Source organism: Variovorax sp. YR750 (assembly GCF_900109805.1).
Taxonomy (GTDB): domain Bacteria; phylum Pseudomonadota; class Gammaproteobacteria; order Burkholderiales; family Burkholderiaceae_C; genus Variovorax; species Variovorax gossypii.
This window is the reverse complement of record NZ_FOBJ01000010.1, coordinates 139,158-161,646: the sequence shown is the minus strand read 5'-3', so window position 1 is coordinate 161,646 and position 22,489 is coordinate 139,158. Positions and strand designations below refer to the sequence as shown.

The window sequence follows — 22,489 nt, the reverse complement described above, 5'->3', positions numbered from 1 at the left end:
ATCCTCCCAATGAAACCCATCCAAGTAGGCCTGCTCGGTGCAGGCACGGTCGGCAGCGGCACCTTCAAGGTGCTCCAGCGCAATCAGGAAGAAATCAAGCGCCGCGCCGGCCGCGGCATCGAGATCACCATGGTGGCCGACCTCGACACCGCCCGCGCCCGCGAAGTGGCAGGCGAGGGCGTGAAGGTGGTCAGCGATGCGCGCGAAGTCATCGCCAACCCCGAGATCGACATCGTCATCGAGCTCATCGGCGGCTACGGCATCGCCAAGCAGCTGGTGCTCGAGGCCATTGCGGCCGGCAAGCACGTGGTCACGGCCAACAAGGCGCTGCTCGCGGTGCACGGCACCGAGATCTTCGCGGCCGCGCACGCCAAGGGCGTGATGGTGGCCTTCGAGGCCGCGGTGGCCGGCGGCATTCCGATCATCAAGGCGCTGCGCGAGGGCCTCACGGCCAACAGCATCCAGTGGCTGGCCGGCATCATCAACGGCACCACCAACTTCATCCTCTCGGAGATGCGCGACAAGGGCCTGGACTTCGCGACCGTGCTCAAGGAAGCGCAGCGCCTGGGCTACGCCGAAGCCGACCCGACCTTCGACATCGAGGGCGTGGACGCCGGCCACAAGGTCACGCTGATGAGCGCCATCGCCTTCGGCATCCCGGTGCAGTTCGACAAGGCGCACATCGAGGGCATCACCAAGCTCGCCGCGCAGGACATCAGGTACGCCGAGCAGCTGGGCTACCGCATCAAGCTGCTGGGCGTGACCAAGCGCACCGCCAAGGGCATCGAGCTGCGCGTGCATCCGTCTCTGGTGCCGTCGAAGCGCCTGCTGGCCAACGTCGAGGGCGCGATGAACGCGGTGGTGGTGCACGGCGACGCCGTGGGCACCACGCTCTACTACGGCAAGGGCGCAGGCAGCGAACCCACCGCCAGCGCCGTGATCGCCGACCTGGTCGACATCACCCGCCTGCACACGGCAGACGCCGCGCACCGCGTGCCGCACCTGGCCTTCCACCCCGACGCGATGAGCGACCTGAAGGTGCTGCCGATGTCGGAAGTCGTCACCAGCTACTACCTGCGCCTGCGCGTGGCCGACCAGGCCGGCGTACTCGCGAAGGTCACGGGCCTGCTCGCCACCGCCGGCATCAGCATCGACGCCGTGCTGCAGCGCGAAGCCGATGAAGTGGGCGGCGAAGGCTCGACCCAGACCGACCTGATCATCCTCACGCACGACGCGCGCGAAGGTACCGTCAACGACGTGCTGGCCGAGCTGCAGGCGCTGCCGACCGTGCTGGAGCCGATCGTGCGCATCCGCAAGGAAGAGCTGTCCTGAGGACGGCCCAAGAGAGAACAACGTGAACTACCTGAGCACCCGCGGCCACCCCGACCGCAAGCGCTTCTGCGAAATCCTCCTCGAAGGCCTCGCGCCCGATGGCGGCCTCTACCTGCCCGAGCAGTACCCGCAGATCGACACCGCCACGCTCGCCAAATGGCGCAAGCTGCCGTACGCCGAGCTGGCCTTCGAGATCCTGTCGCTCTACATCGACGACATTCCGTCGGCCGACCTGAAGGCGATCTGCGCGAAGACCTACACCGCCGAGGTGTTCGGCACGGACGAGATCGTTCCGCTGCGCGAGCTGGAAGACGGCGTGTACCTCGAAGCCCTGTCCAACGGCCCCACGCTGGCCTTCAAGGACATGGCGATGCAGCTGCTGGGCAACCTGTTTGAGTACGAACTGGCCCGCCGCGGCGCCGAGCTCAACATCCTGGGCGCCACCAGCGGCGACACCGGCAGCGCGGCCGAGTACGCCATGCGCGGCAAGAAGGGCGTGCGCGTCTTCATGACCTCGCCCGACGGCCGCATGAGCCCGTTCCAGCAGGCGCAGATGTTCAGCCTGCAGGACGCCAACATCCACAACATCGCCATCACCGGCGTGTTCGACGACTGCCAGGACATCGTCAAGGCGGTGTCGAACGACCTGGCGTTCAAGCGCAAGTACCGCATCGGCACGGTCAACTCGATCAACTGGGCGCGGCTGCTGGCGCAGGTCGTCTACTACTTCGCCGGCTACTTCCAGGCCACCGCGAGCAACGACAAGCCCGTGAGCTTCACCGTGCCCTCGGGCAACTTCGGCAACGTCTGCGCGGGCCACGTGGCGCGCTCGATGGGCCTGCCGATCCACACGCTGGTGGTTGCCACCAACGAGAACGACGTGCTCGACGAGTTCTTCCGCACCGGCGTCTACCGCGTGCGCGCCGCGGTCGATACGCACGAGACCTCCAGCCCGTCGATGGATATCAGCAAGGCCAGCAACTTCGAGCGCTTCGTGTTCGACCTGGTCGGCCGCGATCCCGCCAAGCTGCGCAAGCTGTTCGTGGACGACCTGGGCCTGAACGGCAGCTTCGACCTGAGCGCCGATCCGGCGTTCGCGCAGGCCGCCGGGCGCTTCGGCTTCCGCAGCGGTCGCAGCACGCATGCCGACCGTCTGGCCACCATCCGCGACACCGACAAGCGCTTCGCCACGCTGGTTGATCCGCACACGGCCGACGGCCTCAAGGCCGCTCGCGAGCAACTCACCCCCGGCGTGCCGATGGTGGTGCTCGAGACCGCGCTGCCGATCAAGTTCGCTGCCACGCTGGTCGAAGCGCTGGGCGAGGAGCCCGCGCGCCCGAAGAAGTTCGAAGGCATCGAGGCGCTGCCCAAGCGCGTCGTCAAGCTGCCGGCTGACGCGGAAGCCGTGAAGGCTTTCATCGCAGAAAACTGTGACTGACGGCGGCTCTCCGGCATGAAGGTCGTCGGTTTCGCCGGCTATTCGGGCGCGGGCAAGACCACGCTGCTCGAGCGCCTCATTCCCGCGCTCAAGCGGCTCGGCCAGCGCGTGTCGGTGGTCAAGCACGCGCACCACAAGTTCGACATCGACCATCCCGGCAAGGACACGTACCGCCATCGCGAGGCCGGTGCTTTCGAGGTGGTCGTCGCTTCCGACAAGCGGCTGGCGGTGATGCGCGAGTTCGAGGTTCCCGTCGAGCTCAGCGTGCACCAGCTGCTGGCCGAGGCGCATCCGGCCGCCGACTGGGTGCTGGTCGAGGGTTTCCGGCACAGCGACCTGCCCAAGATCGAGATCTGGCGCGAGCCGGGGGCGGGCGAGGCTTTGCGCCCCGTGCTGTACCCCGACGATCCCTTCGTCGTCGCCGTGGCCACCGATGCGCCCGCCGGCCTGCCGCAGCCCACCGAGCGGCCGCTCTTCGACCTCAACGATGCCGAGGCCATTGCGAAGTGGTTGATCGACAGCGGCGACCGCTTCGAATACAACCCCGATCACCATGGCTGATTCACCCGTTCCCTTCGCCGCTTCGTCCTCCCGCCCGCCGCTGATGCCTCTCGACGAGGCGATCGCGACGCTGCTCGCGAAGGCGGCGCCGGTGCTGCCCACCGAAAGCGTCGGCACCTTCGACGCCGATGGCCGCGTGCTGGCGCAGGATCTCGTTTCCGGCCTCACGGTGCCGCCGCGCGACAACAGCGCGATGGATGGCTACGCCGTGCGCGTGGCCGACTGCGCCACGCCGGGCGCGGAGCTGAAGGTGGCCCAGCGCATTCCCGCCGGCACCGTGGGCACGCCGCTCGTGGCCGGCACCGCGGCGCGCATCTTCACCGGCGCGCAGATCCCCGAGGGCGCCGACGCCGTCGTGATGCAGGAAGACACCGCCGCCACGCCGCAGGAAGGCAGCCTGGGTTCGGTGCGCATCGCCATCGTGCCGGCAGCCGGCCAGTGGATTCGCCGCGCCGGCGAGGACGTGGCCTCCGGCGACGTCGTGCTCAAGAAGGGCGAGCGCCTGACACCCGCTGCGCTGGGCCTCGCGGCCAGCGTCGGTTTCGACCGCCTGCAGGTCGCGCGCAAGCCGCGCGTGGCCATGCTCTCCACCGGCGACGAGCTGGTGATGCCCGGCGAGGTCGCCCCCGGCGCGATGAAGCCCGGCGCCATCTACAACTCCAACCGCTTCTTCATGCGGGCTCTGCTGCACCGCCTGGGCTGCGAGGTGAACGACCTGGGCATCGTGCCCGACAACCGCGAAGCCACCATCGTGGCGCTGCGCGACGCGGCCGAGGCGAGCGACCTGATCATCACGACCGGCGGTGTTTCCGTCGGCGAGGAAGACCACATCCGCGCCGCGCTGCAGTCGCTGGGCGAGCTGCAGCTGTGGTCGCTGTCGATGAAGCCCGGCAAGCCTTTCGCCTACGGCTCCATCGCGCGCAGCAGCGGGCAGGGCGCCTGTCATGTGACGGGGCTGCCGGGCAACCCGGTGTCGAGCTTCCTCACCTTCCTGATGCTGGTGCGGCCCTTCCTGCTGACGCTTCAGGGCGCCACGCGCGTTGCGCCCGAGTCGGTGAAGATCCGCGCTGATTTCGACTGGCCGCGCGCCGACAAGCGCCGCGAGTTCCTGCGCGTGCGGCGCAATGCGGCCGGCGGCCTCGATCTGTTCGGCAACCAGAGTTCGGGCGTGCTCACCTCGATGGTCTGGGGCGACGGCGTGGTCGACAACCCGGCGGGCAGGACGATCAAGTCGGGCGACATCGTCGACTTCATTCCCTTCGCATCGCTGCTGGGCTGAATCGCATGAAAGTCCAGGTCCGTTATTTCGCCTCGGTGCGCGAGGCGCTTTCCAGCAGCGGCGAAGCCGTCGAGACGCGCGCCGAAACGCTGTCGGCCCTGCGCGACGAGCTCATCGGCAGGGGCGGCGCCTACGCCACCGCGCTTGCTCGCGGCAAGGCGGTGCGCATGGCGCTCGACCAGGTCATGAGCGACGAAGACGCGGCCCTGCGAGAAGGCTGCGAGGTCGCCTTCTTCCCGCCCGTCACGGGCGGTTGAGCCGGGCGTCCAGCGCCACGAGGCGCTCGCGCAGGCTGTCGGACGCACGGGTCATCGGCGAGCGCAGTTCGTCGCGCATTTCGCCGGCGTGGGCCAGAAGCGCCTTCACTGGACCGGGATTCGGCTCGGCGAACAGCAGCTCCACCAGCGGCTGCAGCGCCTGCCATTCGGCGCGGGCCTCCGCCAGCCGGTTGGCTGCCAGCAGCTTCACCAGTTGCACGAAACGGCGCGTCTGCACGTTGCCGCTGGCCGCGATGGCGCCCACGCCGCCTTCGGCCATGGTGCCGAAGATCTGGTGGTCCTCGCCCGTCAGCACCTGCAGCCGGCCATCGGCGATCACGGCGCGCGTCTTGGCCATGTCGCCGCCGCAGTCCTTGATGCCGCGGATGCGGGGATGCTCGGCCAGCGCCAGCAGCGTCTCGCGGGCGATGCTGACGCCCGTGCGGTAGGGAATGTCGTAGACCAGCACGGGCACCGAGCTGGCGTCGGCGATGGCATGGAACCATTCGAGCAGACCGGCCTGCGAGGGGCGAACATAGTGCGGCGCGGCCACCAGGAGGCCCGCCAGAGGGCGTTCGGAGAGCCTGCGTGCCCAGGCCGTGGCCTTGCCCAGGTGATAGCCGGAAATTCCCATCACGACCGGCAGGCCGCCGGCCGCGCCCAGCACCGTGTCGAGCACGGCCAGCTGCTCGGTCTCGTCGAGCGCGGCGGCCTCGCCGGTGGAGCCGCAGGGCACGAAGCCCGTCACGCCGTCGTCGGCAAGGCGCCGGACAAGCGCGGCGAGGGCGGTGTGGTCGACCGCGCCGTCGCGGAACGGAGTGACGAGGGCCACCCAGAAACCGGAAAAGTCGGGGGTGTCGGGGCTTGGTTGTTGTTGAGGCACGCGGGCTTCCTTTCAGGAATCGACCGATGGAAAGAACCATCGTCCGATGCGCGCGCAACCCGGGAGGGGCCAAAGCCTTCTGCAGGTTCCGTCGCTCATCCGACGACGGAACCTCGGCTCCGGTCAGACGAGCTTTGGTTTTTTGGCTTTGTTGCTGCTGCCTTGGCCTGCGCGGCGGCCTTCGGGGTGCGAAGGCACCGGGAAGAGCGTGGGCGTGGCAAGGCAGGGCATCGGCACAGTCTATCGCGATGCCACAATTCGGACATGAGCGTTGCGCGTGTTTCGATCCAGACGAACGATTTCGACCTCTCGCGGGAGGTCGCCACGTTGCGCGACGGCGACAAACGCGTGGGCGCCATTTGCAGCTTCGTCGGCACGGTGCGCGACCGCAACGACGGCAGCAGCGTCTCGTCGATGGAGCTGGAGCACTACCCCGGCATGACCGAGAAGGCCATCGAGGCCATGATCGACGAGGCCCACCGCCGCTTCGACATCCTGGGCGCCCGCGTGATCCATCGCGTCGGGCTGCTGCAGCCCGAAGACCAGATCATGATGGTGGCGGTGGTCTCGGCCCACCGCGGCCAGAGCTTCGAGGCCTGCGAGTTCCTGATGGACTACCTCAAGACCCAGGCGCCCTTCTGGAAGAAGGAGCAGACGCCCGAAGGCGCCCGCTGGGTCGATGCGCGCGTAGCCGACGACGCGGCCCTGGCGCGCTGGGGCATCAGCGCCCCGAACGCCTGAGAACCCTGTTCAGAGTGGCTTGAAGCCGCTCGATTGAATGATTTTTTCCCAGGTCTGCGTGTACGTGCGCACGCGCCCCGCGAACTGGCCCTGCGGCTCGTAGCCCACCGTCAGGCCCATCGTCGTGAGCTTCTGCTTCACGTCGGGCATGGCCAGTACCTTCTGCAGCGCGTCGCCGTACTTGTCGATGATCGGTTGCGGCGTGCCCACGGGCGCGAAGATGCCGTAGTAGGGCAGGTCCTCCAGGTTCGAGAAGCCCAGCTCGGTGAAGGTCGGCACGTTCGGAATCACCGCCTGCCGCTTGGAGCCGATGGAGGCCACGATGCGCACCTTGCCCGCCTTGTGGTTCTCGATGAAGTCTGGCACCGAGGCGATGCCCGCGGTGATCTGGTTGCCCAGCATGTCGGCCGTCATGGGCGCGCTGCCGCGGTAGGGCGCGGGCTGCACGTCGATCTTGTACTTGTCCGAGATCATCTTCACCAGGAACTCCGGAATCGAGGCCGGCGCCGGGATGCCGATGGTTTCCTTGCCGCCCTTCTGCGTGCGGACCCATTTCACGTACTCGTCGATGCTCTTGGCCGGCGTGCCGCCCGACACCGCCAGCACGTTGGCGAAGGTGGCGAAGCCGGCCACGGGCACGAAGTCGGTGGCGGGGTTGAAGCCCGGGTTCTTCACCACCTGCGGCAGGATCGAGATGGTGTGGTCGTGCGACAGGAACAGCGTGTGGCCGTCGGCCGGCGAAGACTTCAGCACCGTCGCCGCGATCTGCCCGCCTGCGCCGGCACGGTTCTCGACCACCACCGGCACGCCCAGCACGTCCTTGAGTTTTTCGCCCAGCGTGCGTGCAATGGCGTCGGTGCCGGCACCGGCGGGGAAGCCCACCAGCAGACGGATCGGCGTGCCGCTCTGCGCCTGGGCCGGTGCCAGCGCGGCACCCGACAGACCCAGCGCCAGCAGCATTTGCACCCCGAGCGACACGACATTGCGCCTTGAAAAGGACATGATGGACTCCAAAAACAGCAGAAGTGGAAAGAACAAGAAAAAGCCCCGCAAGCGTTTTCGCACTTGAAGGGACGGCCGACGTCCCTATTTTGAATGCAGGAATCAAGCCATGCGACAAGACAAACTCACCACCAAATTTCAGGAAGCACTGGGCGACGCGCAGTCGCTCGCACTGGGCAACGACAACGCCTACATCGAACCAGCCCACCTGCTGGTCGCGATGCTGCGCCAGGACGATGGCCCGCGCGCCCTGCTGGAGCGTGCCGGCGTCAACGTCCCGGGCCTGACGCAGGCGGCCGAGGCCGCCATCAAGAAGCTGCCGCAGGTGCAGGGCCACGACATCGTGCAGGTCGGCCCCGAGCTCGGCAAGCTGCTGCAGGCCACCGAGAAGGAAGCCATCAAGCGCAATGACCAGTTCATCGCCGGCGAACTCTTCCTGCTGGCGCTGGCCGACAGCAAGGCTGACATCGGCAAGATCGCCAAGGAAAACGGCCTGAGCCGCAAGTCGCTCGAGGCCGCCATCGACGCCGTGCGCGGCGGGCAGGGCGTGAACAGCGCCGACGCCGAAGGCCAGCGCGAAGCCCTCAAGAAATACACCCTCGACCTCACCGAGCGCGCCCGGCTGGGCAAGCTCGACCCGGTCATCGGCCGCGACGAGGAAATCCGCCGTGCCATCCAGGTGCTGCAACGCCGCACCAAGAACAACCCCGTGCTCATCGGCGAACCCGGCGTGGGCAAGACCGCCATCGTCGAAGGCCTGGCGCAGCGCATCGTTGCGGGCGAAGTGCCCGATTCGCTCAAGGGCAAGCGCGTGCTGTCGCTCGACATGGCCGCGCTGCTGGCCGGTGCCAAGTTCCGCGGTGAATTCGAAGAGCGCCTGAAGACCGTGCTCAACGAGCTTGCGAAGGACGAAGGCCAGACCATCGTCTTCATCGACGAGCTGCACACCATGGTCGGCGCCGGCAAGGCCGAGGGCGCCATGGACGCGGGCAACATGCTCAAGCCGGCGCTCGCGCGCGGCGAGCTGCACTGCGTGGGCGCCACCACGCTCGACGAGTACCGCAAGTACATCGAGAAAGACGCCGCCCTGGAGCGCCGCTTCCAGAAGATCATCGTGGGCGAGCCAAGCGTGGAGGCCACCATCGCCATCCTGCGCGGCCTGCAGGAGAAGTACGAAGTGCACCACGGCGTGCAGATCACCGACCCGGCCATCGTGGCCGCGGCGGAGTTGAGTGACCGCTACATCACCGACCGCTTCCTGCCCGACAAGGCCATCGACCTGATCGACGAGGCCGCGGCCAAGATCAAGATCGAGATGGACTCCAAGCCCGAGGTCATGGACCGCCTCGACCGCCGCCTCATCCAGCTGCAGATCGAGCGCGAAGCCGTGCGCCGCGAGAAGGACGAGGCCTCGCAGAAGCGCCTCGGCCTGATCGAGGACGAGATCGAGAAGCTGCAGAAGGAGATCGCCGACTACGACGAGATCTGGCAGGCCGAGAAGGCCCAGGCCCAAGGCAGCGCGCAGGTGCGCGAAGACGTGGACAAGATCAAGTTCCAGATCGAGGAATGGAAGCGCAAGGGCGACTTCAACAAGGTCGCCGAGCTGCAATACGGCCAGCTGCCGGCGCTCGAGAAGCGCCTGAAGGAAGCCGAGGCCAGCGAGGCCACCAAGGGCAAGTCCAGCGCGCCCACGCTGCTGCGCACGCAGGTCGGTTCGGAAGAAATCGCCGAGGTCGTGGCTCGTGCCACCGGCATCCCGGTCGCCAAGCTGATGCAGGGCGAGCGCGACAAGCTGCTCGTGATGGAAGACAAGCTGCACGAGCGCGTGGTCGGCCAGGACGAGGCCATCGGCGCGGTCGCCAACGCGATTCGCCGCTCGCGCTCGGGTCTTTCAGATCCGAACCGCCCGACCGGCTCGTTCCTGTTCCTCGGCCCCACGGGCGTCGGCAAGACCGAGCTGTGCAAGGCGCTCGCGGGCTTCCTGTTCGACAGCGAAGACCACCTGATCCGCATCGACATGAGCGAGTTCATGGAGAAGCATTCGGTCGCACGCCTGATCGGCGCGCCGCCGGGCTACGTGGGCTACGAGGAGGGCGGCTACCTCACGGAAGCCGTGCGCCGCAAGCCCTACAGCGTGGTGCTGCTCGACGAGGTCGAGAAGGCCCACCCCGACGTGTTCAACGTGCTGCTGCAGGTGCTCGACGATGGCCGCCTCACGGACGGCCAGGGCCGTACCGTGGACTTCAAGAACACCGTGATCGTGATGACGAGCAACATCGGCTCGCCCATCATCCAGGCCATGGTGGGCAAGCCCTCGGAAGAGATCAAGGAAGCGGTGTGGGACGAGCTGAAGAACTACTTCCGCCCCGAGTTCCTGAACCGCATCGACGAGACGGTCGTGTTCCATGCGCTCGACGCGAAGAACATCGAATCGATCGCCGCGATCCAGCTCAAGGTGCTGCAGGCGCGGCTCGCGAAGATGGACCTGGGCCTGGAGGTGTCGCCGGCGGCGCTGGCGGAGATCGCCAAGGTCGGCTTCGATCCGGTGTTCGGCGCGCGTCCGCTGAAGCGCGCGATCCAGCAGCGCATCGAGAACCCGCTGTCGAAGCTGCTGCTCGACGGAAGCTTCGGGCCGAAGGACACGATCGAGGTCACGACCGACCCGATCCAGTCGCCCGGCCAGTTCGCCTTCCGAAAGGCGGGGGAACCAACGGCGGTCGCTTCGGCCTAAAGTCGGATGATGAACTTCGTAATACGCGTCATTCTTCTGCTCCTGGGGCTGGTTTTCGCGGCCAGCCTGGCTGTTGCGGTCATGCTGCTGGCGGCCGTCTGGGGCGTTCGCTACGCCTGGGGGCGCCTCACGGGCAAGCCCGTGACGCCCTGGATGGCTTCGATGGGTGGGCGTTTCAACCCCCGCTCGGGCTTCGACCGATTTCGCAATGCGGCACAGCCCGCCGAGCCGACTGCTGCCGACGTTGCCAACGCCCGGGCACGCGGCGAATCGGTGGAGCGACCGGTGCGCATCCGCGGCAGCGCCAGCGACGTGACCGACGTTTCGCCGAAATCGGTCTCTCCGCGCGGCTGACCGGCCGCCGTCCGGCGCTATTTCGGGCGCGACAGCCGGTCGCTCCGTTCGCCGTCAGAATCGTCCTCCTGGAGCCGCGGCTCGCCAGCCGCGGCTTTTTGCTTTCATCCAGGAGAGACATCCAATGACTTCGCGCGACATCTTCGTGGTCGGCACCGCCCGCACCGCCATCGGCACCTTCGGCGGCTCGCTGAAGGACGTGCCCAACACCCAGCTTGCCACCACCGCCGTCAAGGCCGCCATCGAGCGCAGCGGCGTCGCGGCCGATGCCATCGGCCACGTGGTCATGGGCAACGTGATCCCCACCGACGTGAAGGACGCCTACCTGAGCCGCGTGGCGGCCATCGACGCGGGCTGCCCCATCGAGACGCCGGCCTTCAACGTCAACCGCCTCTGCGGTTCGGGCCTGCAGGCCATCGTGTCGGCGGCGCAGGCCATCGCTTTGGGCGACTGCGACATCGCCATCGGCGGCGGCTCGGAGTCGATGAGCCGCGGTCCGTACTTCGACACCTCGGCGCGCTACGGCGCGCGCATGGGCGATGCGGTGCTGGTCGACTACATGCTCGGCATCCTCCACGACCCGTGGGAGAAGATCCACATGGGCATCACGGCCGAGAACGTGGCCGCGCGCTATGGCATTACGCGCGATCAGATGGACGAGCTGGCGGTGAGCAGCCAGCAGCGCGCGGCGGCTGCCATCGCGGCGGGCCGCTTCAAGGAGCAGATCGTTCCGGTCGAGGTGAAGACGCGCAAGGGCGTCGTGCTCTTCGACACCGACGAGCACGTGCGCGCCGACACCACCGTCGAGACGCTGTCGAAGATGAAGCCCGCGTTCAAGAAGGACGGCCTGGTCACCGCCGGCAACGCCTCGGGCATCAACGACGGCGCGGCTGCCGTGGTGCTGGCCAGCGGCGAGAGCGTCAAGGCGCGCGGCCTGAAGCCGCTGGCGCGCCTTGTCGGCTATGCGCACGCCGGCGTCGAGCCCGCGTACATGGGCATCGGCCCGGTGCCGGCCACGCGCAAGGTGCTGGAGCGCACCGGCCTGAAGGTGAGCGACTTCGATGTGATCGAGTCGAACGAAGCCTTCGCGGCGCAGGCCTGCGCGGTCATCAAGGAGCTGGGCTTCGATCCGGCCAAGGTGAACCCGAACGGTTCCGGCATCTCGCTGGGCCACCCGGTGGGCGCGACCGGCGCGATCATCACGACGAAGGCGATCGCCGAGCTGCAGCGCACTGGCGGTCGCTATGCGCTGGTCACGATGTGCATCGGCGGCGGGCAGGGCATCGCGGCCGTCTTCGAACGCGTCTGAGCCGCATGCTCCGTCCGCCTGTCCTGATCGACCCTGACGAGGTCGACTTCAGCGCCATCCGGGCGCAGGGCGCGGGCGGGCAGAACGTCAACAAGGTGTCGAGCGCGGTGCACCTGCGCTACGACATCCACGCGAGCTCGCTGCCGGCCGACGTGAAGGAACGGCTGCTCGCGCTGCGCGACAGCCGCATCACGCAGGAAGGTGTGTTCGTGCTCAAGGCGCAGCAGTACCGCACGCAGGAGATGAACCGTGCCGACGCGCTCGCGCGCCTGCAGGCGGTGGTCGACAGCGTGGCCGTCGCTCCTCGCGTGCGGCGCGCGACCAAGCCCACCTACGGCTCGAAGCAGCGCCGGCTCGAAGGCAAGAGCCAGCGCTCGCAGATCAAGAGCCTGCGCGGGCCGGTTCGGGACTGAGCGTTCCGGCACCGCCGCGCAGCCGGCGAATCTGCAGGCCGACGCCGATCAGGTACAGCACGAACAGCACGCCCGTGATCGCCTTGAGCTCCGGCACGTCGGCATTCGGCAGCAGCGGGGCGCCGAGCGGCAGGCGCGTGAGCGTTTCGGTGAAGGCCGGGATCCAGTGGAACAGGAAGCTCGCCGAGAACGCGATGGCCTCCACGTAGCGCGCCCACTTGCCGAAGAGCACGCCACGCCCGGCGAGCGCGCCCACGGCCAGCGCGAGCAGCGTGATGATGCCCAGCGCATGCGGCTTGCCGAAGCCGCCGTGCTGGAAGATGCCGAAGCCCGTGAGGCAGGTCAGCACGGTGGTCCACACGAAGAGCCGGCCCAGCCCGGTGCGCATCGTGATTTCCTTGTAGCGGAACAGGGCCAGGAGCCCCGCGACGACGGCGATCAGGCTGATCGCGGTGTGAACGATACCCAGGGACGTGAGCCCCAGCCATCCTGTCGGTGCCATGCGGACCTCCTCGTGATCGTGGTGCGGCATTCTGGCGCTTTGTTTCAAATTTGCCGAATCTGGGATGAATTGAGTGCCAAAGGCCCTGCTTTACGGGTCTGAAACATCTCCCAAGCACAATCGTATTCATGAGAAGAGTTCTCTTTCCGCGTGCGAGGCTTGCTGCAGCGCTCCTTTTGGTGCCGCTGGCCGCGCTGCTGAGCGCCTGTGGCCCGGGCGTGGCCGGGCCGGTGCAGAGCACCGCCGCGGCGCCCGAGCTCAAGTGGGAAGAGCTGATCCCCAAGAGCTGGGACCCCACCAGGCGCTACCGCAACATCAGCCTCGAAGCCCTACGCGACAACGATCCGCGCGCGATCCAGATGCTCGACGAGATGCGCGCCGTCTGGGACAACGCGCCGGTCAACGTAGCGCTCGATGGCAAGGCGGCCAAGCTCGCCGGTTTCGTCGTCCCGCTGGACAACACGCAGGAGGGCATCCGCGAATTCCTGCTGGTGCCGTACTTCGGCGCCTGCATCCATACCCCGCCGCCGCCCGCCAACCAGATCGTGCGCGTGGTCGCGGCCTCGACCGTGAAGGGCCTGCACGCGATGGACACGGTGTACGTCAGCGGCACGCTGAAGGCGGCGCGCTACTCGTCGGCGGACATGGGCGTGAGCGGCTACGAGATCAAGTCGGCCGCGGTCGAGCGCTTCGTGCCGAAGCAGCCGCAGTGAGCGGCCGTGCTCAGCCGCCCATGCGGCGAGACAGGAAATCCAGGAACGACGTGATGCGCGCCGACAGCTGCGTGTTGCGGTAGTACACGGCATTCACCGGCTGGCGCACGTCCGCCGTCTCCTTCGCCAGCACCTGCACCAGCGCGCCGCTTTCGCGGTCGGCGCCCGTCATGAAGTCCGACAGGCAGACGATGCCCACGCCTGCCAGCGCCAGCTGGCGCAGCGTTTCGCCGCTCGAAGCCACCAGCGTGGGCGCGATGTTCCATTCGTCGCCGTGCACGCCGCGCAGGGGCCATCGGTTCAGCGATTCGGGTTGCGTGAAGCCCAGCAGCGTGTGGTCGGCCAGGTCGGCCACCTTGCGCGGCTTGCCGTGCGCCTCGAGATACGCCGGGCTCGCGAGCACGCGCAGCCGGTGCGTGCCGAGCGGGCGCGCATGCAGCGTGGAGTCGCGCAGCGGGCCGATGCGGATCGCGATGTCGGTGCGGCGCTCCAGCAGGTCGATAGGCAGGTCGTCGGTGTCGAGCTCGAGGCTGATCTGCGGATAGAGGCTGCGGAACTCGGGCACCAGCGGCACGATGGCATGAAGCATGAAAGGCGAGGCCGCGTTCACGCGCAGCCGGCCCGCAGGCTGCTGGCGGCGCGCGGCCATGTGCTCCTCGGCGTCGTCGATGGCATCGAGGATCGCGCGCGTGCGCTGCAGGAAGGCCGCGCCTTCCTCCGTGAGTTCGAGCCGCCGCGTGGTTCGGCGAAGCAGCGTGGTGTCGAGCTTCTGCTCGAGCCGGCTCAGCGCGCGGCTGATGCCCGAGACGGTCTGCGACAGCTGCTCCGACGCGGCCGTGATCGAGCCCGTGTCCACCACCGTGCGGAACGCGACGAGTTCTTCGATGGTGGTCTTCATGGGGGCTGGCGCGTCAGGCGGCGGCTTCATGCTCCGCAGGCACCTCGACGCGCGGCATCAGTGCAGCGAGCGCCTCGCCGTCGGTGCGATAGCTGAACAGCATCGGCCCCGGCGCCAGCAGCCCGGCGCTTTCCAGCACCTGCATCGCGGGCAGCTTCATCCCGCTCAGGTGAAGGCGGATGCCCTTGGATTCCATCATCCGGCGGATCGAACCGAACACTTCGGCGCCGGTGATGTCGATGCGGTTGATGGGCTGCGCGAACAGGCACACGTCGGTGAGCCCGGGCTGCTCAGCCACTGCCACCGTGAGCGCGCGTTCGAGCGTGGAGGCGGAGGCGAAGTCGAGTTCGGCGTCCATGCGCAGCGCATAGAGATTCGGCGCCAGCGGCGGCAGCTTCCACAGGTGGCGGTCGCGCAGGCTGCCGTCGGGGTGCAGGCCCACCTCGATGATGCGCGGGTGCAGGTGCCGGTACATGTAGTGCGCCAGGGCGGCCAGCAGCCCGCCGAGCACGCCCCAGTAGATGCTGGGCGCGGTCGCGATGGTCAGCACGAAGGTGCCGAAGGCGATGCCCGCCTCGATGCGCGAGATGCGCCACAGCGCGGTGAAGCTCGCCGGCTTCACCAGCCCGAGGATGGCCGTGACCACCACTGCCGCCAGCACCGCCTGCGGCACGTGATAGAGCAGCGGCATCAGCCACAGCAACGCACCGGCCACCACGACCACGCTGAAGAGCGTCGCCCAGCCGGTCTGCGCGCCCGCGTACAGCGTGATGGCCGAACGCGAGAAGGACGAGCTGGTGGGAAACGCACCCGTGAAGCCCGATGCCAGCTTGGCCAGGCCCTGGCCGATCAGGTCCTGGTTTTCGTTCCAGAGCGTGCCGGCGCGCGCGTTGTCGACCTTGGCGCTGGACGCCGTCTCGAGAAAGCTCACCAGCGTGATCATCAGCGCCGGCAGCACCAGCGCGCTGAAGGTGCTCAGCGGCAGCAGGCCGGGCCAGTAGAACGAGGGCAGGCCCGAGGGCAGCGTGCCCACCACCGCGCCGCCGCGCAGCGCGTAGTCGACGAGCCAGCTGATGGCGGCCGCGCCGGCCACCAGCGCCATGGTGGTCGGAAAGCGCGGCAGCAGGCGCTTGCCCAGCCACAGCACCGCAATGCTGCCGAGGCCGAATGCGATGGCCACGAGGTCGGGCAGCGGCCCGCCCTGCAGCACCTGCGGAATGGTCCGCCCGGTGAAGCCCAGCAATGCCGGCAGCTGTGAAATGGCGATCAGCACCGCCGCGCCCTGCGTGAAGCCGATGAGCACCGGCGAGTTCACCAGCCGCAGCAGCCAGCCGAAGCGCCCGGCGCCCAGCACGATCTGGATCGCGCCCGACATCAGCGTGAGCCACACCGCCATCGCCACCCACTCGGCGCTGCCCGCCACGGCCAGCGGCGCGAGCGAGGCGCCGACCAGCAGGCTGGTAAGCGCCGTGGGCCCCACCGACAGCCGCTGCGACGAGCTGAACATCACCGCGATCAGCGCCGGGAACAGCGCCGCGTACACGCCGGTGACCAGCGGCATGCCCGCCAGCGCCGCATAGGCCACGCCCTGCGGAATGACCATCAGCGCCACGGTGATGCCGGCCATCGCCTCGTTGCGCAGCAGCGCTGCGGAAGGACGGGGCCAGGCCAGGCAGGGAACCCAGCGGGACAGGCGCTGGCGCAGGGAGGGAGAGGGGGCAGCCGGGGTCATGGATGTTTGCGGGCGCACGGGAGAGAACTGCAGGCACATGCGCGGTGCGCCGCGCGGGAGCGATGCGGAATGCGGGGCGAGGTCAGGTCAGATCAGTGAAGTGGCGTTCTTGAGCACGTAGTCGCAGGCCTTTTCCTTGACCTTCGACGACAGGCCCTTGAAGTTCAGCGACTTGCCGTCGCCGCCCTGCAGCAGGCCCTTGGCGCCGCTGGCGAAGCCGGTCTCCTGCTTCTTCTGCCCGGTGATCTTGGCGAGCAGCTTGTCCTTCACCGAGGCGGCGTCGCCGCCCAGGTAGTTGTTCTTCACGCAGTACTGCAGCACGCCGGCCGCGTTGCCCATGGTGCTGGTGCCGATGGCCGGCATCTTGAAGCCAAGGCTGCTGCCCAGGTTGCCGAGAGCCGATCCGCCTGTGCTGCTGCCTGCGCCGCCTTGCGAGTTGGCGGTGGCCGCCTCGCCGGCCTTTTCCTTCAGCTGGTCGAGCAGGTTGTTGGCTTGTGCCGAGGCGCCTGCGGCGAGCAGCGCCAGGGCGATGAGGGTGGAACGGGCGTGCATGTTGTCCTCCTGTCGGTAGCGTGGTGGAAAGCGGCCACCAGCATAACGGAGACGCCGGGGCGAGGCCCCGGCTGCAGTCGCCCTCGCGCCTGTGCTTACTTCGAACGCGGCGGGCGCTTTTCGAGCAGGGGCGCGCTGGTGCCTTGCACGCCGACCAGGCCGAGCACCGTCACCAGCGAGTTCTGCGCGCCCTTCCAGCCGTCGGTCACGTCGATCCACTCGCTGAGCGCGTGGAAGCCGCCGGTCTTGCCGCCGCCGCCGATGATGATGGCCGGGATGCCCAGCGACATCGGCACGTTGGCGTCGGTGCTCGCGCCGGTCAGCAGCGTCTTGTGGCCGAAGGCCGCGTTCGAGCGCGTGGCGGCCTCGACGATCACCGTGTCAGACTGCGTGCGGCCGCCCGGACGGTCGCCGATGAGCTTGGTGCTCACGCTCAGCGTGTTGACGTTCCAGCGCTTGTTCTCCTCGACCACGGCTTCGTCGATGGCGGCCAGTATCTTCTTCTCGGTCTCGAGCAGCGGCGCCATTTCGTCTGAGCGGATGTCGACCGCCATGCGCGCGTCGGGCGCGATGGTGTTCACCGAAGTGCCGCCACCGACCGTGCCGACCGTGAACGTCGTCTTGGGGAAGCTCGGCGTGCGGATGTCGGCGATCTTCGCGATGGCGCGGCCCATGCCGTGAATGGCGCTGGGCACCTGGCCGAAGGCGCCGTAGCTGTGGCCGCCGGGGCCCTTGAAGGTCACTTCGTAGCGGTGGCTGCCCGTGCCCAGCATCAGCACCGTGCCGTCGGCCGCCGGCTCCAGGCCGACCATGCCGTCGATGTCGAGGTTGTCGCGAAAGATCGCCTTGATGCCGCGCAGGTTGCCGAGCTCTTCCTCGCCCACGTTGCCCACGATGAGCAGGTCGCCCACGGTCTGGATCTTGTTGTCGTTCAGCACCTTGAGCCACGACAGCAGCACCGACAGGCCGCGCGTGTCGTCGGAGATGCCGGGCGCGTAGAGCTTGCCGTCGCGCTCCTTCACCTTCACGTCGGTGCCGGCGGGGAACACGGTGTCGAGGTGGGCGGAGATCAGCAGCTTCGGCCCGTTGCCCGTGCCCTTGCGCAGGCCGACCACGTTGCCTTCGGCGTCGATCTTCGCGTCCGTGAGGCCCAGCGCCTTCATGCGGGCCAGGAAGGCCTCGGCGCGCTTCTGCTCCTTGAAGGGCGGGGCCTCGATCTCGGTGAGCATCTTCAGGTCCTCGACCGAGCGGTCGTGGTCGGCCTTCACGGCCTCCAGCAGCTTCTGGATCGCGGGCGAGGCCATCAGCTGGGTGTAGGCCTTGTCCACTTCGGGCCGCACCTGCGTCGGCGTGGCGGCGACGGAGCCGCCCTGGGCATGGGCGATGCCGGTGGCCGCGGCGGCCAGGGCAAAGACGATCGAGGCGAGCGGGGCGAGGCGAAGCGGCGCGTGACGAGGCATGGTGCGGGGATGTCCTTGTATTTGAGGCGAACCAGGTCGAGGTGAACGGCGCCGCGGAAGCTGGCCGGGTGCGGCGTCGTCGTCAGCAATTCTTATGGCTGTGTTAGGCGCGCGCTCTGGTTTAATCTTCCGCGTTGTCAGTTTTTCTAACGAAGCTCCCATGCGCCGCCACATTCCCAGCACCCGAGCGCTGCTGATCTTCGACGCGGTGGCCCGCCACCACGGCGTCGGCAAGGCCGCCGAGGAGCTGTGCCTCACGCACAGCGCAGTGAGCCAGCAGCTGCGGCTGCTGGAGGAGCAGATCGGCGTGCGGCTCGTGCAGCGCACCGCGCGCGGCACCGAGCTCACCGAGGCCGGGCGGCGTTATCACGGGCAGATTTCCGGCGACCTGCTGCGGCTGCAGAACCACACGCTGGAGGCCATGGCGCAGCGCGCCGACGGCCTGCGCCTGCTGGTGGGCGCCGTGCCGGTGCTGGCCGAGGGCTGGCTCACGCCGCGGCTGCCCGAGTTCGTCTCGCGGAATCCGGGCTGCAGCCTGCACCTGCAGGTGTTTCCGACGCATCTCTACATGGAGGACCAGCCCTTCGACGTGGGCGTGCAGTACGACGACGCCGTATGGCCGGGCGCGAATGCGCAGCCGTTGATGGGCGAATCCTGCGTCGCGGTGTGTTCTCCCCAGGCGAAGGGGCGTGCGGCCATGGCTCGGGGAGACTTCCGCGCGGCACAGCTGCTGCAACTGCGCACGCGCATGGGGGCGTGGGAGGAGTGGTTCGGGCAGGTCCCGAACCTGCGCGCGCCGGACAACCTGGTGGCGGGGCACCGCTTCGACCTCTTCTCGTCGCTGGTTGCGGCGGTGCGGGCGGACCTCGGCGTGGGGCTCGTGCCCGACTACTTCGTGGAGCGCGAACTGCGTTCGGGCGAACTGGTGCTGGCCTGCCCGCACCGTGCGCCCTCGAGCCGGGGCTACAGCGTGTTCGTGGCGCCAAGCCGCACGGACGACCCGCTGGTCGGCGCCTTCGTGGCATGGCTGCGCGCGGCGGCCGCGCCGCCAGTGCAGGCGGTGGCCGCCTAGGCGCGCTTGAAAAGCAGCACCGAGTTCGTGCCGCCGAAGGCGAACGAGTTGCTGACGGCGGCTTCGAGCGACGGTGCTGCCGCGTCGTCCTGCGTCACGAGGTTGAGCTGGCAGTCGGGGTCGATCTCGCGGCAGTTCGCGTTGGGCGGCAGCTGCCGCTGGTTCAGCGCCAGCACGGTGACGAGCGCCTCGATGGCGCCCGCCGCACCGAGCATGTGGCCATGCAGCGCTTTGGTGGAGCTCACGCGCAGCGCGTCGAGATCGTCGCCCCACACCTCGGCCAGCGCGTTGCGCTCGACCACGTCGCCGATGCGCGTTGCCGTGCCGTGGGCGTTGCAGTAGCCCACGTCGCGCGGCTGCAGTCCGGCCGTGCGCAACGCGGCGCGCAGCGCGCGGGCCTGGCCCGGCGAGTCGGGCTTGGTGAGATGGGTGGCATCGCTGCTCAGGCCCCAGCCGGCCAGCGTGGCGTAGCTGCGGGCGCCGCGCGCGCGTGCGCGTTCTGCCGATTCGAGGATCAGGAAGGCCGCCCCTTCACCGAGCACGAAGCCGCTGCGGTCGGTGGCGAAGGGCCGCACCGCGCCGGCAGCCTCGCCGGGCTGGAAGCTGGCCAGCGTCTGCATGGCCTGCCAGGCCACCACCACGCCCGGCACGATCAGCGCCTCGCTGCCGCCGGCAATGGCGAAGTCGACTTCGCCGCGCTGCACGGCCTTGGCCGCCTCGGCGATCGCGACCGACGACGAGGCGCAGGCGACCGAATAGGTGAGCACCGGGCCCTGCACGCCCTGGCGCATTGCCACATGGGCGGCCGGTGCGTTGGGCATGAAGGCGGGAATGGTGAGCGGCGACACGCGGCCGTTGCCGCGGTAGGCCGCCTCGAGTGCCGCGGCTCCGCCCATGCCGCAGCCGGAGAAGACGCCGACGCGCTCGGGGTCGGCATCTGAAACGGCCAGGCCCGCGTCGCGCATCGCCAGGTCGGCGGCGGCCACGGCCAGCTGGCTCACGCGGTCGACGCCGGCGAGCTGCAGCTTGGTGAACCAGCGGGTTTCGTCGAATGCCGCGGTGGCCGCGGCGGCCGGCTTGGGCAGGTCGGGAAAGACGGGCTGTATGGCGGAGCGGCCCTGCAGCAGGGCCTGGAACAGGGCGCCGGGTTCGTCGCCATGCGGTGCGACGACACCCAGCCCGGTGACTGCGACCTCGTGGTTCACGCGGCTTTCGCGGCCCTGACCTTGTCGACCAGCAGCGCGAGTTCGGCCAGGGTGTCGATGCTCGCGTCCTCGTCGGGCATGGTGATGCCGAAATGGTCTTCGATGGCGAACAGAAACTCGGCGAGGGCCAGCGAATCGAGTCCGCCGGTTTCACGCATGGAGGCGTGAGGGTCGAGCTTCGACGGTTCGATGCCGTACTTCTCGTGGATCAGGTCCTGCAATTCCTTCAGCGAACTCATCGTGCAATGCCTGTCGTCGTGTGCCGTCCGATCGATCGCCGCCCTGTGCGGTCCTTGAGTCAATCGATCCCTTCCTCGTCGGCCAGTGGTGAGTGGTCAGTGTTTACGGATGATATCCGCTCCCACGCAAGGGGAATCCCTGCGCTCGCGCGCGCCCGGCCGCCAGCGCATCGAGGGTAGGGCGAACGCCATACCCAGCAGCGCCCCGGCCGCCACGTCGAGCGCCACGTGCTGCTTGACCGCCAGCGTCGAATAGGCGATGGCGGCGAACCAGGCCCAGTTCAGCACACGCCAGAAGGCCGGCGTGCGCGCCTCGCGCAGCACGTCCTCGATGCGGATGGCGGTGAAGATGGCCACCGCCACGTGCATCGACGGGCAGGCGTTGCCCGCCGCGTCCACGCCCTGCAGCATCGCGAAGCCCGGGTAGCCGGAGACGTCGATGGCCAAAGGGGGTATCTGGGTCGGCCAGAAGTAGAAGATGCCCAGGCCGGTGATGCACAGCCCCCCGATCCACAGCCCGTAGACCACCAGTTCGCGGAAGGTGAGCTGCAGCCCCGGCGCGATGCCCACGTACACCCAGAGCGAGAGGTACGGGCCCAGCAGGAAGGCCTGGAACGGGATCAGGTGGTCCAGCGGCGTCAGCGGCATCACGACGATCGGGAACGACGGATTGCGCAGCAGGTGGAAGTAGCCGATGAAGAACAGCCACGTGAAGACCGTGGTGCCGACCGCCTTCAGCAGGAAATGGCGGCGCACGCGCAGCCAGATGTCGGCGGTCCATGTGGGCGGCCTGGCGCCGGATGCTGCGTTCAGGGAGATCGGTGAGTGCATGGTGTTTGTCGGCCGCCGATCTTGCCAGAGCGCCGTGAAGCACCCGCCGCTGCGTCGCCGTGTCAGGCGGGCGCGGGCCGCTTGCGGTGCTGGAACGAGGTGGGCGAGCGGCCTGTGGCGGCCTTGAACATCGCGCAGAAGGCGCTGTCGGTGGCGTAGCCGCTGGCGGCGGCCACCTGGCTCACCGCCATGCCGCGCGCCAGCAGCGGCAGCGCGTGCGCCATCACGGCCTGCTGGCGCCACTGCTGCCAGCTCATGCCGAGCTGGTCGCGGAACAGGCGCGCCACCGTGCGCTCGCTGGCGCCGATGGCGGCGGCGCGCTCGGCCAGCGTGGCGCGGTCGGCCGGGTTGCGCAGCAGCGTCTCGCAGAGCTGGCGCAGGCGCTTGTCGGTGGGCAGCGGCACGTCGATGCGGATCTGCGTGGCGCGCTCCAGCTCGTCGACCAGCAGCGGCGCGATCATGCGTTCGCGCTGCGGCGCATGCGCGTCGGCCGGCGGCAGGCCGTCGGGCGTGGTGTCGAGCGCCAGCATCAGCGCGCGCAGCAGGGGGCTGATCTCGAGCACCTCGCACTTCTCCCACGAGGGCGCGATCCAGGCGTGCAGGTAGACGGTGCGCAGTTCAGCGTCTTCGATGAGCGTGATGCTGTGCGGCATGTTGGCCGGCACCCAGAGCGCCCGCGAGGGCGGCACGATGTAGCTGCCGTCCTGCGTGCTCAGGCGGATCACGCCGCGCGTGGAAAAGGTGAGCTGCGGCCACGGGTGCTCGTGCAGCTCGACGAGCGTGTCGGCGCTCAGGAAATGCTCCTTGGCGCGCAGCGGCCGCACCGCGTCGGGGGCGTAGAGGTGCGGCGTGAGGGAGGCAACGCTGTTGATCGGGGTGGGCCCGCGCAGCCTGGCGGCGGACGCGGCGCTCCTTGGGGGGGATGAGGCGGCGCTTGGCATGGTTTCGACAAATGTTGTCGCTGTATCGCCATTCTGCCGCTTCC

At 68.6% G+C, this 22,489-nt stretch carries 23 protein-coding genes; 12 read left to right on the top strand and 11 right to left on the bottom strand.

What is annotated here, in order from left to right:
* The first annotated feature begins 9 nt into the window (after positions 1 to 9).
* From BMY35_RS21095 to BMY35_RS21075, 5 genes are read left to right on the top strand one after another with little or no spacing between them, the layout of a single operon-like run.
* Positions 10 to 1,332: a homoserine dehydrogenase gene (locus tag BMY35_RS21095; protein ID WP_093203307.1), complete on the top strand. Its 1,323-nt coding sequence runs from the start codon at positions 10 to 12 to the stop codon at positions 1,330 to 1,332.
* A gap of 22 nt (positions 1,333 to 1,354) precedes the next feature.
* Positions 1,355 to 2,770 (top strand): threonine synthase, encoded by a 1,416-nt coding sequence (thrC, locus tag BMY35_RS21090; protein WP_093203304.1) that lies wholly within the window; start codon positions 1,355 to 1,357, stop codon positions 2,768 to 2,770.
* A gap of 15 nt (positions 2,771 to 2,785) precedes the next feature.
* On the top strand, positions 2,786 to 3,331 hold the full coding sequence (mobB, locus tag BMY35_RS21085) for a molybdopterin-guanine dinucleotide biosynthesis protein B (RefSeq protein WP_093203301.1): 546 nt from the start codon (positions 2,786 to 2,788) through the stop codon (positions 3,329 to 3,331).
* On the top strand, positions 3,324 to 4,610 hold the full coding sequence (gene glp, locus BMY35_RS21080; RefSeq protein ID WP_093203299.1) for a molybdopterin molybdotransferase MoeA: 1,287 nt from the start codon (positions 3,324 to 3,326) through the stop codon (positions 4,608 to 4,610). Before mobB ends, glp begins: the two co-directional genes overlap by 8 nt.
* A gap of 5 nt (positions 4,611 to 4,615) precedes the next feature.
* Positions 4,616 to 4,867 (top strand): MoaD/ThiS family protein, encoded by a 252-nt coding sequence (locus BMY35_RS21075; RefSeq protein WP_093203296.1) that lies wholly within the window; start codon positions 4,616 to 4,618, stop codon positions 4,865 to 4,867.
* Here the strand turns inward: BMY35_RS21075 and dapA are convergent.
* The gene (gene dapA / locus BMY35_RS21070; protein WP_093203294.1) at positions 4,854 to 5,750 is read right to left on the bottom strand and encodes a 4-hydroxy-tetrahydrodipicolinate synthase; all 897 of its coding nucleotides are present in this window, start codon (positions 5,748 to 5,750) and stop codon (positions 4,854 to 4,856) included. The two genes, BMY35_RS21075 and dapA, sit on opposite strands and share 14 nt — an antisense overlap.
* A gap of 264 nt (positions 5,751 to 6,014) precedes the next feature.
* Between dapA and BMY35_RS21065 the strand changes: the two genes are divergently transcribed.
* On the top strand, positions 6,015 to 6,491 hold the full coding sequence (locus tag BMY35_RS21065; protein WP_093203291.1) for a molybdenum cofactor biosynthesis protein MoaE: 477 nt from the start codon (positions 6,015 to 6,017) through the stop codon (positions 6,489 to 6,491).
* 9 nt (positions 6,492 to 6,500) lie between these two features.
* Here BMY35_RS21065 and BMY35_RS21060 read toward each other — a convergent pair whose 3' ends face one another.
* Positions 6,501 to 7,493 carry a Bug family tripartite tricarboxylate transporter substrate binding protein gene (locus BMY35_RS21060; RefSeq protein WP_093203289.1) on the bottom strand — a complete coding sequence of 331 codons (993 nt, stop codon included), beginning with the start codon at positions 7,491 to 7,493 and terminating at the stop codon, positions 6,501 to 6,503.
* Between the two features lie 109 nt (positions 7,494 to 7,602).
* Here BMY35_RS21060 and clpB point away from each other — a divergent pair, with 109 nt between their 5' ends.
* The 4 genes from clpB (at position 7,603) to arfB (ending at position 12,300) form a co-directional block, all read left to right on the top strand.
* Positions 7,603 to 10,224 carry an ATP-dependent chaperone ClpB gene (gene clpB, locus BMY35_RS21055; protein ID WP_093203286.1) on the top strand — a complete coding sequence of 874 codons (2,622 nt, stop codon included), beginning with the start codon at positions 7,603 to 7,605 and terminating at the stop codon, positions 10,222 to 10,224.
* 9 nt (positions 10,225 to 10,233) lie between these two features.
* Entirely contained in the window at positions 10,234 to 10,578 is a 345-nt protein-coding gene (locus BMY35_RS21050) for a hypothetical protein (RefSeq protein WP_256229043.1), read from the top strand.
* A gap of 124 nt (positions 10,579 to 10,702) precedes the next feature.
* The gene (locus tag BMY35_RS21045) at positions 10,703 to 11,887 is read left to right on the top strand and encodes an acetyl-CoA C-acyltransferase family protein (protein ID WP_093203281.1); all 1,185 of its coding nucleotides are present in this window, start codon (positions 10,703 to 10,705) and stop codon (positions 11,885 to 11,887) included.
* A 5-nt stretch (positions 11,888 to 11,892) separates the two neighbouring features.
* A complete protein-coding gene (arfB, locus tag BMY35_RS21040; protein ID WP_093203279.1) occupies positions 11,893 to 12,300 on the top strand; it encodes an alternative ribosome rescue aminoacyl-tRNA hydrolase ArfB in 408 nt (135 codons plus the stop codon).
* Here arfB and BMY35_RS21035 read toward each other — a convergent pair.
* The gene (locus tag BMY35_RS21035; protein WP_093203583.1) at positions 12,269 to 12,802 is read right to left on the bottom strand and encodes a DUF2306 domain-containing protein; all 534 of its coding nucleotides are present in this window, start codon (positions 12,800 to 12,802) and stop codon (positions 12,269 to 12,271) included. The two genes, arfB and BMY35_RS21035, sit on opposite strands and share 32 nt — an antisense overlap.
* A 128-nt stretch (positions 12,803 to 12,930) precedes the next feature.
* Between BMY35_RS21035 and BMY35_RS21030 the strand changes: the two genes are divergently transcribed.
* Positions 12,931 to 13,515: a DUF3299 domain-containing protein gene (locus BMY35_RS21030; protein ID WP_093203276.1), complete on the top strand. Its 585-nt coding sequence runs from the start codon at positions 12,931 to 12,933 to the stop codon at positions 13,513 to 13,515.
* Between the two features lie 10 nt (positions 13,516 to 13,525).
* Here the strand turns inward: BMY35_RS21030 and BMY35_RS21025 are convergent, their stop codons facing one another.
* The 4 genes from BMY35_RS21025 to BMY35_RS21010 form a co-directional block, all read right to left on the bottom strand.
* On the bottom strand, positions 13,526 to 14,413 hold the full coding sequence (locus tag BMY35_RS21025) for a LysR substrate-binding domain-containing protein (protein ID WP_093203274.1): 888 nt from the start codon (positions 14,411 to 14,413) through the stop codon (positions 13,526 to 13,528).
* Positions 14,414 to 14,426: 13 nt separating this feature from the next.
* On the bottom strand, positions 14,427 to 16,145 hold the full coding sequence (locus BMY35_RS21020; protein WP_093203271.1) for a SulP family inorganic anion transporter: 1,719 nt from the start codon (positions 16,143 to 16,145) through the stop codon (positions 14,427 to 14,429).
* A gap of 87 nt (positions 16,146 to 16,232) precedes the next feature.
* Positions 16,233 to 16,697, bottom strand: coding sequence for a DUF2501 domain-containing protein (locus BMY35_RS21015; protein ID WP_093203269.1), 465 nt, complete (start codon positions 16,695 to 16,697; stop codon positions 16,233 to 16,235).
* Between the two features lie 95 nt (positions 16,698 to 16,792).
* Positions 16,793 to 18,157 (bottom strand): M20/M25/M40 family metallo-hydrolase, encoded by a 1,365-nt coding sequence (locus BMY35_RS21010; protein WP_093203266.1) that lies wholly within the window; start codon positions 18,155 to 18,157, stop codon positions 16,793 to 16,795.
* A gap of 160 nt (positions 18,158 to 18,317) precedes the next feature.
* Here BMY35_RS21010 and BMY35_RS21005 point away from each other — a divergent pair, with 160 nt between their 5' ends.
* Positions 18,318 to 19,229 carry a LysR substrate-binding domain-containing protein gene (locus BMY35_RS21005; protein ID WP_093203264.1) on the top strand — a complete coding sequence of 304 codons (912 nt, stop codon included), beginning with the start codon at positions 18,318 to 18,320 and terminating at the stop codon, positions 19,227 to 19,229.
* On the opposite strand, the gene BMY35_RS21000 is transcribed toward BMY35_RS21005, so the two are convergent.
* From BMY35_RS21000 to BMY35_RS20985, 4 genes are all read right to left on the bottom strand, one after another.
* The gene (locus tag BMY35_RS21000) at positions 19,226 to 20,434 is read right to left on the bottom strand and encodes a beta-ketoacyl-[acyl-carrier-protein] synthase family protein (RefSeq protein ID WP_093203261.1); all 1,209 of its coding nucleotides are present in this window, start codon (positions 20,432 to 20,434) and stop codon (positions 19,226 to 19,228) included. The genes BMY35_RS21005 and BMY35_RS21000 overlap by 4 nt on opposite strands.
* The gene (locus BMY35_RS20995) at positions 20,431 to 20,673 is read right to left on the bottom strand and encodes an acyl carrier protein (RefSeq protein ID WP_093203258.1); all 243 of its coding nucleotides are present in this window, start codon (positions 20,671 to 20,673) and stop codon (positions 20,431 to 20,433) included. The genes BMY35_RS21000 and BMY35_RS20995 overlap by 4 nt, the downstream gene beginning before the upstream one ends.
* A gap of 96 nt (positions 20,674 to 20,769) precedes the next feature.
* Positions 20,770 to 21,504 (bottom strand): phosphatase PAP2 family protein, encoded by a 735-nt coding sequence (locus tag BMY35_RS20990; protein WP_093203255.1) that lies wholly within the window; start codon positions 21,502 to 21,504, stop codon positions 20,770 to 20,772.
* A gap of 62 nt (positions 21,505 to 21,566) precedes the next feature.
* The gene (locus tag BMY35_RS20985; protein ID WP_093203253.1) at positions 21,567 to 22,445 is read right to left on the bottom strand and encodes an AraC family transcriptional regulator; all 879 of its coding nucleotides are present in this window, start codon (positions 22,443 to 22,445) and stop codon (positions 21,567 to 21,569) included.
* Between the last annotated feature and the right edge of the window lie 44 nt (positions 22,446 to 22,489).

Bases quoted from the DNA above. Each gene is read 5' to 3' on its own strand.
- BMY35_RS21095 (WP_093203307.1), top strand. From the start codon at position 10: ATGAAACCCATCCAAGTAGGCCTGCTCGGTGCAGGCACGGTCGGCAGC.
- mobB (WP_093203301.1), top strand. From the start codon at position 2,786: ATGAAGGTCGTCGGTTTCGCCGGCTATTCGGGCGCGGGCAAGACCACG.
- glp (WP_093203299.1), top strand. From the start codon at position 3,324: ATGGCTGATTCACCCGTTCCCTTCGCCGCTTCGTCCTCCCGCCCGCCG.
- BMY35_RS21075 (WP_093203296.1), top strand. From the start codon at position 4,616: ATGAAAGTCCAGGTCCGTTATTTCGCCTCGGTGCGCGAGGCGCTTTCC.
- BMY35_RS21065 (WP_093203291.1), top strand. From the start codon at position 6,015: ATGAGCGTTGCGCGTGTTTCGATCCAGACGAACGATTTCGACCTCTCG.
- BMY35_RS21060 (WP_093203289.1), bottom strand. From the start codon at position 7,493: ATGTCCTTTTCAAGGCGCAATGTCGTGTCGCTCGGGGTGCAAATGCTG.
- clpB (WP_093203286.1), top strand. From the start codon at position 7,603: ATGCGACAAGACAAACTCACCACCAAATTTCAGGAAGCACTGGGCGAC.
- BMY35_RS21050 (WP_256229043.1), top strand. From the start codon at position 10,234: ATGAACTTCGTAATACGCGTCATTCTTCTGCTCCTGGGGCTGGTTTTC.
- BMY35_RS21045 (WP_093203281.1), top strand. From the start codon at position 10,703: ATGACTTCGCGCGACATCTTCGTGGTCGGCACCGCCCGCACCGCCATC.
- arfB (WP_093203279.1), top strand. From the start codon at position 11,893: ATGCTCCGTCCGCCTGTCCTGATCGACCCTGACGAGGTCGACTTCAGC.
- BMY35_RS21035 (WP_093203583.1), bottom strand. From the start codon at position 12,802: ATGGCACCGACAGGATGGCTGGGGCTCACGTCCCTGGGTATCGTTCAC.
- BMY35_RS21030 (WP_093203276.1), top strand. From the start codon at position 12,931: ATGAGAAGAGTTCTCTTTCCGCGTGCGAGGCTTGCTGCAGCGCTCCTT.
- BMY35_RS21025 (WP_093203274.1), bottom strand. From the start codon at position 14,413: ATGAAGACCACCATCGAAGAACTCGTCGCGTTCCGCACGGTGGTGGAC.
- BMY35_RS21020 (WP_093203271.1), bottom strand. From the start codon at position 16,145: ATGACCCCGGCTGCCCCCTCTCCCTCCCTGCGCCAGCGCCTGTCCCGC.
- BMY35_RS21015 (WP_093203269.1), bottom strand. From the start codon at position 16,697: ATGCACGCCCGTTCCACCCTCATCGCCCTGGCGCTGCTCGCCGCAGGC.
- BMY35_RS21010 (WP_093203266.1), bottom strand. From the start codon at position 18,157: ATGCCTCGTCACGCGCCGCTTCGCCTCGCCCCGCTCGCCTCGATCGTC.
- BMY35_RS21005 (WP_093203264.1), top strand. From the start codon at position 18,318: ATGCGCCGCCACATTCCCAGCACCCGAGCGCTGCTGATCTTCGACGCG.
- BMY35_RS20995 (WP_093203258.1), bottom strand. From the start codon at position 20,673: ATGAGTTCGCTGAAGGAATTGCAGGACCTGATCCACGAGAAGTACGGC.
- BMY35_RS20990 (WP_093203255.1), bottom strand. From the start codon at position 21,504: ATGCACTCACCGATCTCCCTGAACGCAGCATCCGGCGCCAGGCCGCCC.
- BMY35_RS20985 (WP_093203253.1), bottom strand. From the start codon at position 22,445: ATGCCAAGCGCCGCCTCATCCCCCCCAAGGAGCGCCGCGTCCGCCGCC.